This is a genomic window from Methylobacterium sp. J-048 (assembly GCF_022829515.1).
In the GTDB taxonomy this organism is placed as follows: domain Bacteria; phylum Pseudomonadota; class Alphaproteobacteria; order Rhizobiales; family Beijerinckiaceae; genus Methylobacterium.
In genome coordinates this window covers 43,225-60,883 of record NZ_JAKSYL010000122.1, presented here as the reverse complement: position 1 = coordinate 60,883, position 17,659 = coordinate 43,225, and the positions used below count along the sequence as shown (strand labels likewise).

Here is a 17,659-nt window from a genome sequence, read left to right as displayed (position 1 = left end):
TCCAAAATCCTGGCAAAAGATTGCGTTAGCCAAGATCGCGATTTGCAGTGTCCGGCCGGTCTTCCGGGACGCGGAAGTCACCGGCCATTCAGCGCGGGTCTCTCAAGATCAGCGCTCGGCTTCGGGCTCAGCCCGGTGCAGGGGAGAGATCCGACGATGGCGACCGGCGTCCAGGTGGCGGGAACGGACATGATCGGTGCACGCGCGTCCGGAATGCTGACCGCGGAGGTCTTTTCCGATCTCGCCGCGGTGGAGGCCCTCTGGCGGCGGCTCGAATCCGATCCGGCGAGCCTGCAGACCCCCTACCAGCGATACGATTGGGTCGCCGCCTATCTCCGGACGACCGGCGCGGAGGCGGATGCGCGGGTCATCGTCCTGCGGGATGCCGAGGGCCGCGCCCGCATCCTTCTGCCGCTCGTGCTCGCTCGCACCTTCGGCCTGAACGTGGCGCGGGTCGTCGGCGACACGCACGCGAACTATCACCTGCCGCTGTTCGCCACCCGCGACGCCGCCGCGATCGCGCCCGGCGAGATCGTCGCGGCCCTGATCCGGGCCGGGCGGCCCGCCGGGATCGATGTCTACGCCCTGCAGCATCAGCCCCGGATGTGGGAGGGTGCGGCCAACCCGTTCGCCGACGGAGGCGAGCCCGAGGCCAGCGATGCCTACGGGCTGATGCTCGGCCCCGATCCCGAGACGACCCTGCGCCGGGTGTTCAGCGCCGACGCCCGCAAGAAACTGCGCTCCAAGGAGAAGCGCCTGGTCGAGGCGAAGGGCGCGCTGGCGTATCGCCGGGCCGAGAGCCCGGAAGAGGCGGCCCGCTATCTGGCGGCGTTCTACGCCCACAAGGCGGTCCGGTTCGCCGGGATGGGCGTTGCAGACCCCTACGCCGACGCGGCGATCCGCCGGTTCCTGTCCGCGGCGGCGTCCGGCGCCGAACCGGCGGTCGAGATCCACGCCCTGTGCCTCGCAGAGAGCGGGCGCGTCCTCGCGACCTTCGGGGGGGCGGTGAGCGATCACCGCTTCAGCGGCATGATGACGGCGTTCGATCCGGACCCGGAAATCGCCCGGTTCAGCCCCGGCGACCTGCTGCTGCAGCATCTGGTCGGCGACCAGACGGCACGGGGCCGTCAGGGCTTCGATCTCGGCGTCGGCGAAGCCCGCTACAAGGCGAGCATCTGCGACGAGACCATCGGGCTGGTGGAGACGATCGTACCGGTGAGCCTGAGGGGCCGCGCCTACGGGCTCGCGCGGCTCGGCCTGACCCGGACGAAGCGGCGGATCAAGCGCGATCCCCGCCTCTACGCGGCCGCTGCGCGCCTCCGGAAGCTGACGCGACGGTCGTGACGCGGTTCGGTTCGCGTTGCGCCGTAAAAAGAAGGGGCTGGCCCGGTCTTGAGCGGCGTTCCGCCAACCCATCCCCCGTTTGACGGCGAGCGCTTTCCTCTCAGGCGGCGTTGAGCCGGAGTTCCGGAGCCGCGTGGTTGACCGCCGAGGCGTGCTCGGCCGGACGGTCCTGGGCGACCAGGATCTGCCCGGCGCCCGCATCCTCGGCGATGGCATAGAGGTCGGCCAGGGCCGGATCCTCGGCGGATGCGTTCGACGCGATGACGACGCTGTCCATGGAGCCGGCCGTCAGTTCGAGCAGGTCGACGGCACCCGGGGCGGCGTGCAGCCGGCAGACGACCCAATCATAGGCTTCCGCCAAGGCCTCGAAGGTCAGGCTGAGGGCGTCGGATTCGTCGAACAGCACGTCCGCCCGGGCGCGACCCGCCCCGATCCGATGCAGGCTGCTGCCAGGCACGGGCTGGATCACGTCGAGGAAGGCGGCGTCCCCGGCCACCAGATCGGTGAAGCCGCGTTCGGCGCCGGCACCGTTCAGATTGACGGTGACGAGGCTCGCCTTGCGACCCAGCGCGCGAACCAGCGCGTCGTGCAGGACTTGGTCGCCTTCGGAAATCTCGGTTTCCATGACCAGCACGCGACGTCCGGAGCGATCACCGGGTTCGCGCGCAACGGCCGAAATGCGGGCGATCAAGGGCGCGAGGTCGTAGGACTCGGTTGGCGCCCGCGGGGCGGCCGGCAGCACCGCCGGAACCGTCGCCACGGCCGCGGGGTCGGCCTCGTTGGCAGCCTCGGACCACTGGGCTGCGGGCATCGCCTCGGGAAAGGCGAAGCCCGGCCGCTCAAGACCCGGTTCGCGGCGGGCGGCCCGGTCCGCCGGATCGAGATCGGAATCGGCATCCTGTTCGCGGTGGCCGGAATCGGCCAGCAGCGCGCTCGCCAGCACGCCGCCGACCGCCAGCATCAGCGTCACCAGGGTGGCGAAGCCGATGATCGGCAGCTTCTTGGGGAAGGACGGCAGTTCCGGGGTCACGGCGCGCGAAACGATGCGGGCATCGGCAGGCGTGGCGCTCTCGCCATCGCGGGCGGCCGCCTCGCGGTAGCGGGACAGGTAGGATTCCAGCTGCTCGCGCTGCGCCTTGGCCTCGCGCTCCAAGGCCCGAAGCTGGATCTCGCTGGCATTGCCCTTCACCACCACGTCCTGCTGGCCGTCGACCGCGGCCTGCAGGCTCTCGACCCGGGAGCCCGCGATCTTGGCGTCGTTCTCCAGGGTGCGGACCACGCGCTCGGCCGAGGTCTTGATCTGGGCGTCGAGATCCTCGAGCTGGGCGTGCAGCTCCTTGATCCGCGGATGGGCCGGCAGCAGCGTGCGCGATTCCAGCGCCAGCTGGGCCCGCACGGAGATCCGGTTGTCGACGATGCGCCGGATCACCTCGTTATTGGCGACCTCGGTGATCTCGAAGGCGCGCCCGTCCTTGATCAGGTCCTTGATCGCCTTGACCCGGCCGGCGAGGTCGGCCTTCAGGATCCGGGCCTGGGAGAGCTGGCTCGACAGCTCGCCGAGCTGCTGGGTGGTCAGCGGCTGGCCGGTGGCGCCGCCGCTGCCGACAAGCCCGTTCTTGGCCCGGAACGCCTCGACCTTCGCTTCGGCCTCCGCGACGCGCTTGCGCAGGCCGTCGATGTTGCCGCCGAGCCAGGACGAGGCATAGCGCGCCGTGTCGACCTTGTCGGCTTCGAGCGAGGAAATGTAGAGCTGCGCGATGGTGTTGGCGCCATCGGCCGCCAGCTTGGCGTCCTTGGCGCGGAACTCGACCGCCAGGATGCGCGACTTGCCCGCCGGATAGACCAGCAGGTGGTCGAAATAAGCGTCGAGCACCCGGTCCTCGGCCGGGCGGTCGAGGGGATTGGCGCCGATCCCGAGCATCATCAGCACGCGCTGCACCGGGCCGATGCTGCTGGAGCCCGGATCGAATTCCGGATTGCCCACGAGCTTCAGCCGGCGGATCGCCTCGCGGGCCAGATCGCGCGACATCACCACCTGCACCTGGCTTGCCACCGCTTGCTCGTCGATCGGCGCGAGCTGGTCGGTGCGCTCCTGGGCGGTGCGGGCGAAGGCCGGGTCGCGGCTCTCGAGGATCAGCTTGGCCTCGCCGGTGTAGCGCGGGCTCACGACGTTGACGAAGATGCTCGCGCCCAGCGCCACCACCAGGGTCGGCCCGACGATCCAACCGATCGACCGGCGCAGGATCTGCGGCACCTGCGCGAGGCCGACGCCTTCCCGGGTGTCGGACCGCGTGGCGGGCGCGGCGAGGGGCGAGCGCAGGCTGATACGAGACATGAGACGCTCTGAGCGCGAAGGCCGACCGGATGACAAGCATTGCCGTCCGGGCGCTATTAGAGGTCGTTAAGGTTGCTTGGACGTTAAGATGGCGCCCGTGCCGATCTGTTCGGAACTGAACGGTGGAATGATCAAGGTTCATTAACCTTAACGGCCTACACCACACCGACTTGGCACCCATGACGGCGATGGTGATGAACCGGCGCGCTTTGCTCCTCGCACTTGGCTCGACTCTGGCACTTGGCGGCTGCCTGCGTCCGACCTTCCGCACCGACCAGCTCGATGCGACCGGCACCGGCTCGATCGGGGCACGCTATCCGCTCTCGGCGGGCGACAAGCTGCGGGTGATCGTCTTCGGACAGGACAACCTGTCGAACATCTATGCGGTCGACGGCGCCGGAAAGATCGCGATGCCGCTGATCGGCACCGTCCAGGTCGGCGGCCAGACGACCGGACAGGCGGCCCGGGCGATCGAGGCGAAACTGTCCTCGGGCTTCGTGCGCGAGCCGCACGTCACCGTAGAAGTCGACACCTATCGGCCGTTCTACATCCTGGGGGAGGTCACGACGTCGGGTCAGTACCCGTTCGTCAACGGCATGACCGTGGAGACGGCCGTGGCCATTGCCGCCGGCTTCGGGCCGCGCGCGGCTCGCGACTACGCCGTGCTGACCCGCGATACCGGTGGCGGGCTGGTGTCGGGCATCGTGCCGATGACCTACTCGGTCCGGCCGGGCGACACGATCGTGGTCAAGGAGCGATTCTTCTGACCGATCGCAGCCGCAAGTTACTGCGCGGCCTTCCAGACGTTGATCACCCGCATCGCGGTCTGCTGCGGCGGGATCGGGGTCGCCACCGGCGGCGTGGACTGGGGTCCACGGGCCACGACCCGACGCGCCTCGTTCGCCGGCGACGCGCCGACCGGGGTGAACAGCCCGGCCAGCTGCTTGCGGGTTCCCTTGCTGACGAAGGGCGAGGTGTGGACCGGCTCGAAGTCCCGCAGCGCGTGGCGCTTGTCGGGATTGCCGGTGAAGACTTTGGCGCCGGTGTTGAGCACGACGATGTCCCCGGGCAGGAGCGTCTCGTCCTTCAGAAGTGCCGTGGTCGCGCCCGCCTTCATGTCGATCGGGGTCTGGCGCGGGCTGAGTTCGGTGTCCTTGGCGCGAATCCGGACCGGGAGAGCGGCATATCGCGTCTGGAGGCGATGACGGGCGCTGCCGAGCCGCGGCGTCGCGCGCCGGTACACGGCCCGGTCCTCGATGGATGCGGGAGTCTGGGGCTGGACCTGCTGGGGCGCCGGGCGCGCGCCGAACAGCATTTCAAGAAACCCGACCTCGGCCGCCTGGGCCGGGATTGCGGTTCCGGCGAGAAGCCCGGCGGCGGTGATGACGGCCAACGTGCTGCCCGTACGAAACCTCATAACATCCTCCGGAACCGGTGCCGATCGCGACAACCGAACCTTCAACCGCAAGCTGCGCGAGAGAGTTCCGGAATATTAGAGGTTCAAAGACGGACGTCGATCGATCGCCCTGCTGGCGCCGTTATTGTTGGATGCGACGCGAGTTCTATTGTGCAAAACCGTTTCGGATCGGAGCGCAGGCCGGCCCGCGATCGACGGTGAACTCAAGGGATTAACGACACCCGAGGCGGCCTCAGCCGGGCAGGGCGCATTGATCGCGGGAAAGTCGAGGCGGCGACGAGGGGCAGCCTCAGGCCGGGGCGACCTGTTCGCCCTCGCCGATGCAGTCGAGGGCGCGCTCCACGGCGCCGACGGCGTCGAGGAGATGCTGAACCGTGCGCTCGACCTCGAGCGCCGGACGGCCCATCGCGGCGGCGCGGGCACTCACGTCCTCGAGCTGCTCGAGCAGGGCGAGGAGGTCGCCGGCCACGGTCACGACCTCGCAGCGGGCGAGGCGGCTGACGGTCGGGCGCGGCCGGAAGGGCAGGACGTTGCTCATCGCCGACGGTTTTGGCCCGAAAGGACCCGGATTCGCCAGGGGGAGGGGCCGTACTTCCGGCGATTGCCGACCCCTATCCGCCGCAAACACGCGGAAAGGTAGATTTTCCGTGGCCGCCGCGCATCGGACGCAGCGGAATCGGTTTACACCTCGACGCCGGTCTTGACGGACTTGTCGCCACCCTGACCATGCCGCGACCGACTTTTCACCCTGCGATTGGGCGGCGGATAGTGATCCCTCGCGCGGTTCGGCATCGCTCAGGACCAATCATGCGCTTTACCCTTCTCGCCGTCGCGTTCCTGGCGGTCGGCGGCCTTTGCGCCTGCAACACCGACAGCCCGGACGGGCGCAGCGGCCTCGCCGACAGCTTCAAGCTCGACAATTACCGGGCCTCGAACGACACCAACGGCACCCAGACACGGCGCGACGTGAACCGCGCCTACACGCAGCCGACCCTGCCTTCGATCGGCAACCGCGGGTTCTGAGCCCGAGCGCCGCGTCCGGGATGATAGATCCACGACGCGGCGCTCGGGTTTTGCTTGTGCATCGTCGTCTTCCGAAAGCCGGCCACCACCTTTCGGGACGATGCTCCAGCCGCTCAGCGCTTCGCGATCGCGTCGGCGAAGGCCGTGATGCGGTTGCGGGCGTAGACCGGCAGGCCGGCGCTGATCGAATTGCCGGTGTTGAAGCTCGAATTGCCCATCAGCACCTGGGCCGGCAGCAGGTTCTTCAGCACCGGTACCCGGGCATATTCGGCCTTGTGGTCGAGCACATCGGCCTTGATCGCCAGCGCCATGTAGGTGGTCACCACGGTCTTGGTCGGGTCGTTCGGCATCGGCTGGAACACGGCCAAGAACTTGCCGAAGCGCAGGATCTGGTTGACCCAGAAGATCGTCTGTTCGAGCCCGCCCGTCACCGTGGTGTCGATCTTGGTCAGCGCCTTGAGCGGTGCGCCCTGGTCGGGGCCGAGCACCCGCAGCTCGCTCTGGAACGAGACGTATTCGGCGATCTTCTTCGCCGAGCCCTCTTCGAGCTTGTTGGCGAGCTTCACGCCCAGCGGCAGCTTGCCTTCGAGATCGTAGCGCGATTCGATGCAGGCGCCGGCACCCTCGCACCAGGGCCGGTCCGGGCGCTTGGCGAAGGCGGCCGCCGGGTCCTTGTTCGGCGTCACCTCACCGGCTGTAATCACCTTGTGCTTGATCGCCGGGTCCATCGTCTGGACGAAGCCGAGATTGGCGAAGGCCTGGAGGTCGATCGCTTCCGCCGGCCGCGGGACCACGAACCGCCCTTCCGCCACGTAGACCTTCAGGGTCTCGTGACGCGGCTTGGTCACGCCGTTCACCGTTACCGGGTAGTCCGGCTCCTTGTAGCCGGGGAAGGGCGCCAGCACCGCCGCCTCGTTCGGGCGGGCCTTCAGCCAGTCCAGGTACGGGATCAGCCCGTTCTCGGGTGCCGTCGGGTTGTCGCGGTGATCCGTGAACAGAACCTGCCCGGGTTTCAGCGTCGCCGGATCGAGGGCGGTGACCGAGGGAACCTCCTTGATCCGCTCGGAGCCCGGCGCCGTGTTGGCGGCGGGCGTCTGCGCGTGGACCGGGAGGGCGGCCGTCAGGGCAAGGGCGAGGGCGGCAGGAAGCTGCGTGCGCAACGAATGTCTCATCGATCGAGGGGCGGTCAGTAGCCCGGGTCTTCGCCGAACAGGTAATCCGGGTCCCGGCGGCGCGGCCGGCGCGCGTCCTCGTCGCCGAAGGGCGAGCGCGCGGTCTGGCCGGGCCAGGGCCTGTAGGCGTCCTGGCCGTAGGAATCCAGATCGCCCTGCGCACGGCGGCTGCGCGGTCTCTGGCGCTCGCCGAACGGGTCGAGGGGATCGGGCGCGGCGCGCTCGCCGGTCATGGTGCCCTCGACATCGCCCGCGACGCTGGCCCCGTCCTCGCCGCCGGTGAGGTCGCCGTCCTCGGCATCGGGCCGCATCGCGTAGAGGGTCTCGCGCGGAACCAGGCGGAACTGCGTGTCGGCCATTTTGCCGTCGCCGCTCGTGCGGAAATGCTCGATGAAACCGCCGCCCGCGACCCGCTGGCCGCTATGCGGATCGATCGGCAGGTCGGCGATGAACGGGCGCGCCTCGGAGGAGGGGCCGCGCAGCGGCGTCTTCGGGACGCCGTTGGCCCAGGCGGCCTGCAGGATGCTGGAGGCGATCGGCACCGAGACATGGCCGCCGGTCTGGCCGCGGCCCAACGTCTTGCGGCTGCCGTCGGCGTTGTCGTAGCCGACCCAGACCACCACGGTGATCTCGTTGGTGAAGCCCGCGAACCAAGCGTCGTTCTCGTTCTCGGAGGTGCCGGTCTTGCCGGCGACGTAGGCCGATACCTTGGACAGCGCCGCCGCGGTGCCGTGCTGGGTCACGCCCTGCAGCATGGTCTTGAGCTGGTAGAACGCGACCCGGTCGGCCGAGCCGATCCGCACCGGCTCGCGGGGGGCGTGGGTGTAGAGCGCCTTGCCGTCCCGCTCCACCGATTCGAGCGCGTAGGAGGCCGGGCGGGCGCCCTCGTTGGCGACCGCCGCGTAGAAGCCGGCGAGGTCGAGCATCCGCACCGGCTGGGCGCCGAGCACGAACGGGTAATAGGGCTCGCACTCGGCGTAGATCTGCGCTTCGAGGGCGATGTCGCAGACCCGCTTCAGACTGGCGGGCGCCTTCGGGGCGATACCACCCTGAAGCAGCCGGGCGGTGACGAGATTTTTGGAGAATTCGAGGCCCCGTCGCAGCGTCGTGGGGCCGGAGCCGCCGCCCTCGTAGTTCTTCGGCGACCAGGATTCTCCGGATCCGCTGATCGGCGGCAGGGTGACGGCCGAATCGAGCACCAGGGTGTTGGGCTGGAGCCCGGCATTCAGCGCGGCGAGGTAGGTCAGCGGCTTCAGGGTCGAGCCGGGCTGGCGCACGGCCTGGGTGACCCGGTTGAGCTGGCTGACCGGATAGGAGAATCCCCCGGCCATCGCCAGGATGCGCCCGGTCTGGTTCTCCACCACCAGGGCGGCGCCTTGCACGGTGGGCCGGACCCGGAGCTGCGCCCGGGGCGCGCCGCGCGCCTCCGTCAGCTTCACCCGCACCACGTCGTAGAGCTGCAGGCGGTTGCGGGCGATGCCCGGGTCGAGGATGGCGGTCCGGCCGTCGGCCAGGCCGACCTTCACGGGGCCGCGGCCGGCCTCCAGCACCACCGCGACCGGCCAGTGCACGTCGTACAGGGTTGGCCGGGAACTCTCGAGGGCCCGCAGCCAGACCGGCTTGGCCTGCGGAGCGGCCGCGACCTTGGGTCGGGACGCCTTCGACTCCGGCTTCGTCTCTGGCTTGGCCGCCTCCTTGGCGGCCTCCGCCCGTGCACCGGTCACACCGGGCGCGGTCTGGACCGAGCCTTCCGGCGCCGGCGTCGCCGCCTGGATGCGGCGGATGCTGTCGGCGAGGTTGAGTTCGGGACCGGTATAGCTCTGCCGGCCGGTCCCGCGCTCGTAAGTGGCGAGCCCGTCCTGCAACGCCGCCTCGACGGCGCGCTGGAGCCCGGCATTGATGGTCGAGCGCACCGTGAACGAGCCGGCGGTGAGCGAATCCACGCCCGCGAAGGTGCGCGCCTCCCGGTTCAGATAGTCCACGACGTAGAACCCGGAATCGCGCCGGGTCGCGTCGACCGGCTTCAGCCCGAGATCGGCGTTCACCGCCGCGTTCATCTCGGCCTCGGTGATCGTGCCCTCTTCCTTGAGGCGGGCGAGCACGTAGGCGCGCCGCTCGCGCGCCCGCTCGGGGTACTTGTCGGGGCTGTAGAAGTTCGGCCCCTTGGGCATGCCGGCGAGGAGGGCCGCCTCCGGCAGGGTCAGCTGGCCGACCGATTTGCCGAAATAGCTCTGCGCCGCCATCTCGATGCCGTAGGCGCCGCGGCCGAGATAGATGCCGTTGAGGTAGAGCCCGAGGATCTGCGGCTTCGTCAGGATCCGCTCCAGGCGCGCCGCCACGATCATCTCGCGGATCTTGCGCTCGTAGGTGACGTCGTCGCCCACCGAGAGGTTCTTCACCACCTGCTGGGTGATGGTCGAGCCGCCGGCCGGGCGGCCGGGCGAGGCGAGGTTGCCGATGAAGGCGCGGATCACGCCGCGCTCGTCGATGCCGTGGTGGCTTTCGAAGCGCTTGTCTTCCGCCGCGATGAACGCCTTCTGCACCAGGTTCGGCACCGTGGTGATCGGCACCACGAGGCGGCGGCCGTTCGGCTCGAAGGTCTCGGCGAAGGGCTTGCCCGATCCGTCGAGGATCCGGGTCATGCCGGGCAGGACCTTGTCCCGCAGCGCCTCGGCGGTGGGCAGGTCCTTGGTGGCGTTGTCGTAGAACTCGATGACCTCGCGGGCATTGAACGGCGAGATCGCCGGATTCTCGCCCTTGCAGAACTGTTTGTAGCTGGTGTTCAGCTCGTCGAGGTTGAGCCCGTGCAGGATCTTCGGCGCCCCCGGGCCGGCGACGCTCGTCGGATCCTCCATGGCGGTGGTGATCAATTCGTCGAGATTGATATCCTCGATGTCGAACGCCTTGCGCATGTGGGCGCAGCCGTCGCGCAACAGGCGCACGACCTCGGCCTGGTCGGTGAACGGATCGAACTGGGTCCGCACCGCGTCCGGCCGCGTCGTGACCTGACTCAGCGTCAGGGCCGTCGCGAACAGCTTGATCAGGATGGCGTTCATGCGGTCCGGATTCGACGGGGCGGTGGAGCGGGTGCGGACCCTCCGGGTGCGCAGCTGAACTGGGCGTGCACAACGCGGCTGATTTAAGGAAACGCCGGCCGGCGTGCCGCCGCCCGCAAGCCTCGGCACAGGACGTATTGACATGATGTATTGACACCAGGGAGCGGCTGGCCATGTTCGAGTGGGACGAGGCCAAGCGCCGAACGAAGTTGGACAAGCATCGCCTCGACTTCCGGGATGCCGTCGCCTTGTTCGATGGCCGCCCGCGGCTCGAAGGTCCGGCGGCCTTCCGGGACGAGGCGCGCCACGTCACGGTCGGGCTCCTGGGTGAGGTGCACGTCACCCTGGTCTGGAACCCTGATCTAAACTTGGCGCGAGGGCAGGCGGCGGTTGATCTCGTTCAGGAGGGCGCGGCGTGAAGAAAGACAGGCGTACAGTCAGGCATGCGTCGGCGGACCTGACAGCGATGATTGAGCGCGGCGCGAGCGAGAGCGACTGGGACGCCGTGAAGGCGCTGAGCGATGCCGACGTCGAAGCTGCCGTCGCGAACGATGCCGACGAGGCCGAAACGACGATCGACTGGAGCAAGGCCGTCTTCCACCCCGAGTCGCGCAAGAAGACGATGACCATGCGGCTCGATGCCGATGTTCTGGCCTTCTTCAAGGATCAGGGGCGCGGTTACCAGACCAAGATCAACGCCGTGCTGCGCGCCTACATGGATCATTCGCGCAAGTAGCCGGCACAAGCCCTGCAACAAGGCGGAACCAAATCCCGCGGGTCACCGTAGGGTCGCCGGCGCAGCCGGTCCTGACGGCCGCACGGCGCTTCTCGGCACGTCTGGCGAGGACCGGCATGATCACCGATCTCTGGTACAAGAACGCGGTCATCTACTGCCTGTCGGTCGGCACCTTCATGGATGCCAACGGCGACGGTATCGGCGACTTCGCCGGGCTGGAACGGCGGCTCGACTACATCCAGGGCCTGGGCGCCACCGCGATCTGGCTGATGCCGTTCCAGCCCTCGCCCAAGCGCGACGGCGGCTACGACATCTCAGACTATTACGGGGTCGATCCCGATTACGGCTCGCTCGGCGATTTCGTCGCCTTCGCGCACGCGGCCAAGCAGCGGGGCCTGCGGGTGCTGATCGACCTCGTGGTCAACCACACCTCGGACAAGCACCGCTGGTTCCAGTCGGCCCGCTCCGACCCGAATTCGCCCTACCGCGACTGGTACGTCTGGTCGAAGGAGCGCCCGGCCACAACCGACGAGGGCATGGTCTTCCCCGGGGTGCAGGAGACGACCTGGACCTACGACGAGAAGGCCGGCGCGTGGTATTTCCACCGGTTCTTCGACTTCCAGCCCGATCTCAACACCGCCAATCCCGAGGTGCTGGCCGAGATCCTGAAGATCATGGGCTTCTGGATCGAGCTCGGCGTCTCGGGCTTCCGCATGGATGCGGTGCCGTTCGTCATCGCCGAGAAGGGCGCCGATGTCGGCGGCAAGCCGCGGGAGCAGTTCGACATGCTGCGCGACTTCCGCGAGTTCCTGCAATGGCGCAAGGGCGACGCGATCATCCTGGCCGAGGCCAACATCCTGCCGAAGCAGGATCTCGACTATTTCGGCGACGATGCCGACCGCATGCACATGATGTTCAACTTCCAGGTCAACCAATCGACCTTCTACGCCCTGGCGGCACACGATGCCCGCCCGCTGGTGAAGGCGATCGAGCGGACCAAGCCTCGGCCGCTTTCGTGCCAGTGGGGCATCTTCCTGCGCAACCACGACGAATTGGACCTCGGCCGGCTCACCGAGACGCAGCGGCAGGCGGTGTTCGCCGCGTTCGGCCCCGAGAAGCGGATGCAGCTCTACGACCGCGGCATCCGCCGCCGCTTCGCCCCGATGCTGGCCGGTGATCCGCGCCGGATCCGGCTCGCCTACTCGCTGATGTTCACGCTGCCGGGGACGCCGGTGCTGCGCTACGGCGACGAGATCGGCATGGGCGACGACCTTACGCTCAAGGAGCGGGACTGCGCCCGCACGCCGATGCAGTGGACCGCGGAGCACCAGGGCGGCTTCACCAAGGCCGAGCGCACGGTGCTGCCGCCGATCGACCACGGCCCCTACAGCTACGCCCATGTCAACGTCGCCGACCAGCGCCACGACCCGGGCTCGCTGCTGAACTGGATGCAGAGCCTGATCCGCCAGCGCAAGGAAGCCCCCGAGATCGGCTGGGGCGACGTGACCGCGGTGCCGACCGGCAAGAACTCGGTCCTGGCCCTGCGCTACGCATGGCGCGGCAACGCCGTCCTGTGCGTGCACAACCTCGCGCCGGAACCCGCGGAAATCGCGCTCCGCTCGGGTGAAACCGATCCGGAGCACGACATCCTGGTCGACGTGCTCACCGGAACGCGCAGCCAGGCCGGCCCCGAGGGCGAGCACTGCCTGTTCCTGGAGGGCTACGGCTACCATTGGTACCGGGTCGGCGGCCTCGACGCTCTGCTCAAGCGGACCCCGGGCTGAGGGGATAGCGCCTCGCTCTGACCCGGCCGGCGCGGTAAGGCTCGGCCCGGAGCGAGGATGCACATGGTTCGGTCGAAACATTACCCGTCGGACGCGACGATCGCGGACGTGCTGGAAAACCTCGAAGATCCCGAGGGCTATCTCCGCCAGGTGCTGGTCACCATGCGGATGTGCCAGAAGCATTACGGCGACGCCTGGGTCCGGATCGGGGTCACCGGCAAGGCGACGGCGCCGTCGTACCGGATCGACCGCCCGGAGGCATCGTCCGCCCCTTCGGACGATGGGGCGACCGAAGCGGGATCGGCGATCTTCGGCGCCTATGGCGGCCGGTCCCATGACCGATTCACGAAAGTGAACACCGCCGAGACGCGCTGGAGCAGCCGGTCGCTCGGCATGGCCGAGATGCTGGCGCTCCACGACAGGCTGCGGCGGCCGAAGGACGGATCCGCCTGAGCGGCGGCAGGGTGCCGCCGGGCCGGTTCTGCGCTAGAACCGGACCGAGAGCGCCGACGGCGGCGCAGCCAACCCGCGGAACCCCATGCCAGGAACGCCCCGCGCCGGGATCATCCCGGTCACGCCCTTCCAGCAGAACTGCACGCTGATCTGGGACGACGCCACCAAGGTCGGTGCGGTGGTCGATCCCGGGGGCGACCTCGACCGGATCGAGGCCGCGATCCGGGAGCAGGGCGTACGGGTGGAAAAGATCCTGCTGACCCACGGCCATGTCGACCACGCCGCCGGCGCCGACGAGCTGCGCGAGCGCCTCGGCGTACCGATCGAGGGACCGCACCTCGCCGACAAGTTCCTGCTCGATTCCCTGCCCGCGACGGCGGCCAATTACGGGCTGGGCGAGGCTCGATCCGTGACCCCGGACCGCTGGCTCGACGACGGCGACGCCGTCACGGTGGGCGACCTCGGCTTCGACATCCTCCACTGCCCGGGCCACTCGCCCGGCAGCGTCGTGTTCGTGAGCCGGGACGCCCGCTTCGCGCTGGTCGGCGACGTGGTGTTCAAGGGCTCGGTCGGCCGCACCGACCTGCCCGGCGGCAACCACGACCAGCTGATCCGGGCGATCAAGGAGAAGGTCCTGCCTTTGGGCGACGACATCTCGTTCATTCCCGGCCATGGGCCGACCGGCACGCTCGGCGAAGAGCGCGTCTCCAACCCCTTCCTCCAGGGCTGACATCATGGACACGCGCCGCATCGGCCGCTCCGACCTCCGGGTCGCGCCCTTCTGCCTCGGCGGCAACGTCTTCGGCTGGACCGCGGACGAGGCGACCTCCTTCGCGATCCTCGACCGGTTCGTCGAGCGCGGCTTCGACTTCGTCGACACCGCCGACGTCTATTCCCGCTGGGCGCCCGGCCATCAGGGCGGCGAATCCGAGACGGTGATCGGGACATGGTTCGCACCCCGACCCGGTGCCCGGGAAAAAATCGTGCTGGCCACTAAGGTCGGCATGGATATGAGGGATGCCGGCAAGGGTCTCTCGGCCAAGCACATCGAGCAGGCCTGCGAGGCGTCCCTGCGCCGGCTCCGGACCGACCGGATCGACCTCTACCAGTCGCACACTGACGATGCCGACGTGCCCCTGGAGGAGACCCTGCGCGCCTACGAGCGCCTGATCGCCGCCGGCAAGGTCCGGGCGATCGGCGCCTCGAATTACGACGCCAAGCGGCTCGGCGAGGCGCTAGCGGTCTCGGCCGGTTCCGGCCTGCCGCGCTACGAGTGCCTCCAACCGGATTACAGCCTCGCCGAGCGCGGCTACGAGGCCGAACTCGAACCGCTGTGCCGAGCGGAAGAGATCGGGGTGATCGGCTATTTCTCCCTGGCCGCGGGCTTCCTCACCGGCAAATACCGGTCCGCGCAGGATGCGGCGGGCCGGGCCCGGGAGAACCGGGTCGGCAAGTACCTGACCCCGCGCGGCCTCGCGCTGCTCGACGTGCTCGAGTCGGTCGCTCGCGAATACGGCGCGACGCAGGCCCAGGTGGCGCTCGCCTGGATCATCGCGCGCCCGGGCATCACCGCGCCGATCGCCAGCGCGACCTCGGTGGCGCAGCTCGACGATCTGCTCGGCGCTGCCGATCTGCAGCTTTCGGCGGACGCGATCGCTCGTTTGGACGCGGCGAGCGCGGGCGGCATCCAGGGCTAACGCAACGTTAAGCGCGGGGCCTCAGAAAAGCGGGTGCACGGGTCCGGCGCGAGCCCGTAAAATCGTGCAATCTCAACGCGGAACCCCTATATCAGGCGGACCAAACGAGAGCGCAGGCGTGGGCGCCCGACGGCGCGTGTCTCTCCGTCGCGAACTGGTCCGCCTGCCCGAGGAATTTCATGGCCGACATCCCCCCGAACGAGCCCGCCGAGTATGGCGCGGAGTCGATCCGCGTGCTGAAGGGCCTCGACGCCGTCCGCAAGCGCCCCGGCATGTATATCGGCGACACCGACGACGGCTCGGGCCTCCACCACATGGTCTACGAGGTGGTGGACAACGCCATCGACGAGGCTCTGGCCGGCCATGCCGACCTCGTCACCGTGCAGCTCAACGCCGACGGCTCGGTCACGGTGTCCGATAACGGCCGCGGCATTCCCACGGACATCCACAAGGAAGAGGGCGTCTCGGCGGCGGAGGTCATCATGACCCAGCTGCACGCGGGCGGTAAGTTCGACCAGAATTCCTACAAGGTCTCCGGCGGCCTGCACGGCGTCGGCGTCTCGGTGGTGAACGCGCTGTCGTCCTTCCTCCGGCTCCGGATCTGGCGCAACGACCAGGAGCACGCGATGGAGTTCCGCCACGGCGATGCCGTGGCGCCGCTCAAGATTGTCGGCCCCGGCAACGGACGGCGCGGCACGGAAGTGACCTTCCTGCCCTCTACCGACACGTTCACGATGATCGAGTTCGATTACGCCACGCTGGAGAAGCGCCTGCGCGAGCTGGCCTTCCTCAATTCCGGCGTGCGCATCGTGCTGACCGACGCGCGCCATGCCGAGCACAAGCGCGAGGAACTCTACTACGAGGGCGGGATCGAGGCGTTCGTCCGCTACCTCGACCGGTCGCGCAAGCCGATCGACGGCATGACCAACCCGGTGGTGGTCCGCGCCGAGCGCGACGGCATCCGGGTGGAAGTTGCGCTCTGGTGGAACGACTCGTTCAACGAGACGGCCCTGCCGTTCACCAACAACATCCCGCAGCGCGACGGCGGCACCCATATGGCGGGCTTCCGGGCGGCGCTGACCCGGCAGATCACCGGCTACGCCGATTCGTCGGGCGTCTCCAAGCGCGAGAAGGTCTCGCTCACCGGCGAGGATTGCCGCGAGGGCCTGACCGCGGTCATCTCGGTGCAGGTGCCGGACCCGAAATTCTCGTCTCAGACCAAGGACAAGCTGGTCTCGTCCGAGGTCCGCCCGGCGGTGGAGAACGTGCTCAACGAGGGCCTGTCGACCTGGCTGGAGGAAAATCCGCAGCAGGCCCGCTCGGTGATGAGCAAGGTCGTGCTGGCGGCCTCGGCGCGCGAGGCGGCCCGCAAGGCCCGCGAGACCGTGACCCGCAAGGGCGCGCTCGATATCGCGTCGCTGCCCGGCAAGCTCGCCGATTGCCAGGAGCGCGATCCGTCGAAATGCGAGATCCTGCTGGTCGAGGGTGATTCCGCCGGCGGCTCGGCCAAGCAGGGCCGCGACCGGGCGTTCCAGGCCGTGCTGCCGCTGCGCGGCAAGATCCTCAACGTCGAGCGCGTGCGGGCCGACCGCATGTTGTCTTCGGTGGAGATCGGTACGCTGATCACCGCGCTCGGCGCGGGGATCGGGCGCTCGTCCACGGACCGCGAAGGCTTCAACCCCGAGAAGCTGCGCTACCACCGCATCATCATCATGACCGACGCCGACGTGGACGGATCGCACATCCGCACCCTGCTGCTGACGTTCTTCTTCCGCCAGATGCCGGAGCTGATCGAGCGCGGCCATCTCTACATCGCCCAGCCGCCGCTCTACAAAGCCGAGCGCGGGCGCAAGGCGATCTACCTGAAGGACGAGCGCGCCCTCGAAGATTACCTGATCGACCAGGGCACCGATGCGGCGATCCTGCGGCTCTCGACGGGCGCCGAATTCACCGGCCCGCAGCTCAAGAGCCTGGTCGAGGAGGCGCGCGGCTTCCGCAACGTGCTCCAGGGCCTGCATACCCGCTACGACCGCTCCGTGGTCGAGCAGGCGGTCCTGGCCGGGGCGTTCGACGCCGAGGCGGCGTCGCGGCCTGCCGAAGCCGAAGTGCTCGCCGACATGACCGCGCGCCGGCTCGATCTGATCGCCGACGAGATCGAGCAGGGCTGGCAGGGTGAAACCCACGAGGGCGGCTACCGCCTCACGCGGACCCTGCGGGGCGTCAAGCAGGTCGCCACCCTGGATGCCAGCCTGATCTCCTCGCAGGAGGCGCGGCGCCTGTCGGAACGGGCCGACGCATTCCGGGAGATCTACGGAGAGCCCGCCACGCTGATGCGCAAGACCGACGAGACCGTGCTGCACGGGCCCGTCGCCCTGTTCGAGGCGGTAATGGCCTTCGGCCGCAAAGGTCTTCAGCTCCAGCGCTACAAGGGCCTGGGCGAGATGACCGCACAGCAGCTCTGGGAGACGACCCTGGACCGCGAGATCCGTTCGCTGCTGCAGGTCAAGGTCAAGGATACGACCGATGCCGACGACCTGTTCGTGAAGCTGATGGGCGACGTGGTCGAGCCGCGGCGTGAGTTCATCCAGGAGAACGCGCTCAGCGTCGCCAACCTGGACGTGTGATACCAATCGACAGTGATC

The 17,659-nt window shown here is 68.8% G+C and carries 15 protein-coding genes; 10 read left to right on the top strand and 5 right to left on the bottom strand.

What is annotated here, in order from left to right; genetic code table 11:
• The first annotated feature begins 156 nt into the window (after positions 1–156).
• Positions 157–1,344 carry a GNAT family N-acetyltransferase gene (locus tag MKL09_RS10535; protein ID WP_409566914.1) on the top strand — a complete coding sequence of 396 codons (1,188 nt, stop codon included), beginning with the start codon at positions 157–159 and terminating at the stop codon, positions 1,342–1,344.
• A gap of 100 nt (positions 1,345–1,444) precedes the next feature.
• Here the strand turns inward: MKL09_RS10535 and MKL09_RS10530 are convergent, their stop codons facing one another.
• Positions 1,445–3,679 (bottom strand): GumC family protein, encoded by a 2,235-nt coding sequence (locus MKL09_RS10530; RefSeq protein WP_244020005.1) that lies wholly within the window; start codon positions 3,677–3,679, stop codon positions 1,445–1,447.
• A 188-nt stretch (positions 3,680–3,867) separates the two neighbouring features.
• Between MKL09_RS10530 and MKL09_RS10525 the strand changes: the two genes are divergently transcribed.
• Complete coding sequence (locus tag MKL09_RS10525; RefSeq protein WP_244020045.1) at positions 3,868–4,446, top strand: polysaccharide biosynthesis/export family protein; 579 nt, start codon at positions 3,868–3,870, stop codon at positions 4,444–4,446.
• A 17-nt stretch (positions 4,447–4,463) separates the two neighbouring features.
• Here the strand turns inward: MKL09_RS10525 and MKL09_RS10520 are convergent, their stop codons facing one another.
• Positions 4,464–5,096 (bottom strand): hypothetical protein, encoded by a 633-nt coding sequence (locus MKL09_RS10520; RefSeq protein WP_244020004.1) that lies wholly within the window; start codon positions 5,094–5,096, stop codon positions 4,464–4,466.
• A 289-nt stretch (positions 5,097–5,385) separates the two neighbouring features.
• The gene (locus MKL09_RS10515) at positions 5,386–5,634 is read right to left on the bottom strand and encodes a hypothetical protein (protein ID WP_244020003.1); all 249 of its coding nucleotides are present in this window, start codon (positions 5,632–5,634) and stop codon (positions 5,386–5,388) included.
• Positions 5,635–5,903: 269 nt separating this feature from the next.
• On the opposite strand from MKL09_RS10515, the gene MKL09_RS10510 reads away from it, so the two are divergent.
• The gene (locus MKL09_RS10510; protein WP_244020002.1) at positions 5,904–6,119 is read left to right on the top strand and encodes a hypothetical protein; all 216 of its coding nucleotides are present in this window, start codon (positions 5,904–5,906) and stop codon (positions 6,117–6,119) included.
• Between the two features lie 113 nt (positions 6,120–6,232).
• On the opposite strand, the gene MKL09_RS10505 is transcribed toward MKL09_RS10510, so the two are convergent.
• Both MKL09_RS10505 and MKL09_RS10500 read right to left on the bottom strand, forming a co-directional pair.
• Complete coding sequence (locus MKL09_RS10505) at positions 6,233–7,279, bottom strand: hypothetical protein (protein WP_244020001.1); 1,047 nt, start codon at positions 7,277–7,279, stop codon at positions 6,233–6,235.
• Between the two features lie 26 nt (positions 7,280–7,305).
• Complete coding sequence (locus tag MKL09_RS10500) at positions 7,306–10,347, bottom strand: penicillin-binding protein 1A (protein WP_244020000.1); 3,042 nt, start codon at positions 10,345–10,347, stop codon at positions 7,306–7,308.
• A 173-nt stretch (positions 10,348–10,520) separates the two neighbouring features.
• Here MKL09_RS10500 and MKL09_RS10495 point away from each other — a divergent pair, with 173 nt between their 5' ends.
• From MKL09_RS10495 to gyrB, 7 genes are all read left to right on the top strand, one after another.
• Positions 10,521–10,766 carry a BrnT family toxin gene (locus MKL09_RS10495; protein WP_244019999.1) on the top strand — a complete coding sequence of 82 codons (246 nt, stop codon included), beginning with the start codon at positions 10,521–10,523 and terminating at the stop codon, positions 10,764–10,766.
• Positions 10,763–11,083 (top strand): BrnA antitoxin family protein, encoded by a 321-nt coding sequence (locus MKL09_RS10490; protein ID WP_244019998.1) that lies wholly within the window; start codon positions 10,763–10,765, stop codon positions 11,081–11,083. The genes MKL09_RS10495 and MKL09_RS10490 overlap by 4 nt, the downstream gene beginning before the upstream one ends.
• Positions 11,084–11,199: 116 nt before the next feature.
• Complete coding sequence (locus MKL09_RS10485; protein ID WP_244019997.1) at positions 11,200–12,867, top strand: alpha-amylase family protein; 1,668 nt, start codon at positions 11,200–11,202, stop codon at positions 12,865–12,867.
• A gap of 63 nt (positions 12,868–12,930) precedes the next feature.
• Positions 12,931–13,320 carry a hypothetical protein gene (locus MKL09_RS10480; RefSeq protein ID WP_244019995.1) on the top strand — a complete coding sequence of 130 codons (390 nt, stop codon included), beginning with the start codon at positions 12,931–12,933 and terminating at the stop codon, positions 13,318–13,320.
• A gap of 85 nt (positions 13,321–13,405) precedes the next feature.
• Complete coding sequence (locus tag MKL09_RS10475) at positions 13,406–14,050, top strand: MBL fold metallo-hydrolase (RefSeq protein WP_244019993.1); 645 nt, start codon at positions 13,406–13,408, stop codon at positions 14,048–14,050.
• Between the two features lie 4 nt (positions 14,051–14,054).
• Positions 14,055–15,017, top strand: a complete 963-nt coding sequence (locus tag MKL09_RS10470) for an aldo/keto reductase (RefSeq protein ID WP_244019992.1) — start codon at positions 14,055–14,057, stop codon at positions 15,015–15,017.
• Positions 15,018–15,196: 179 nt separating this feature from the next.
• Positions 15,197–17,641 carry a DNA topoisomerase (ATP-hydrolyzing) subunit B gene (gene gyrB, locus MKL09_RS10465; protein WP_244019991.1) on the top strand — a complete coding sequence of 815 codons (2,445 nt, stop codon included), beginning with the start codon at positions 15,197–15,199 and terminating at the stop codon, positions 17,639–17,641.
• Positions 17,642–17,659 lie beyond the last annotated feature (18 nt).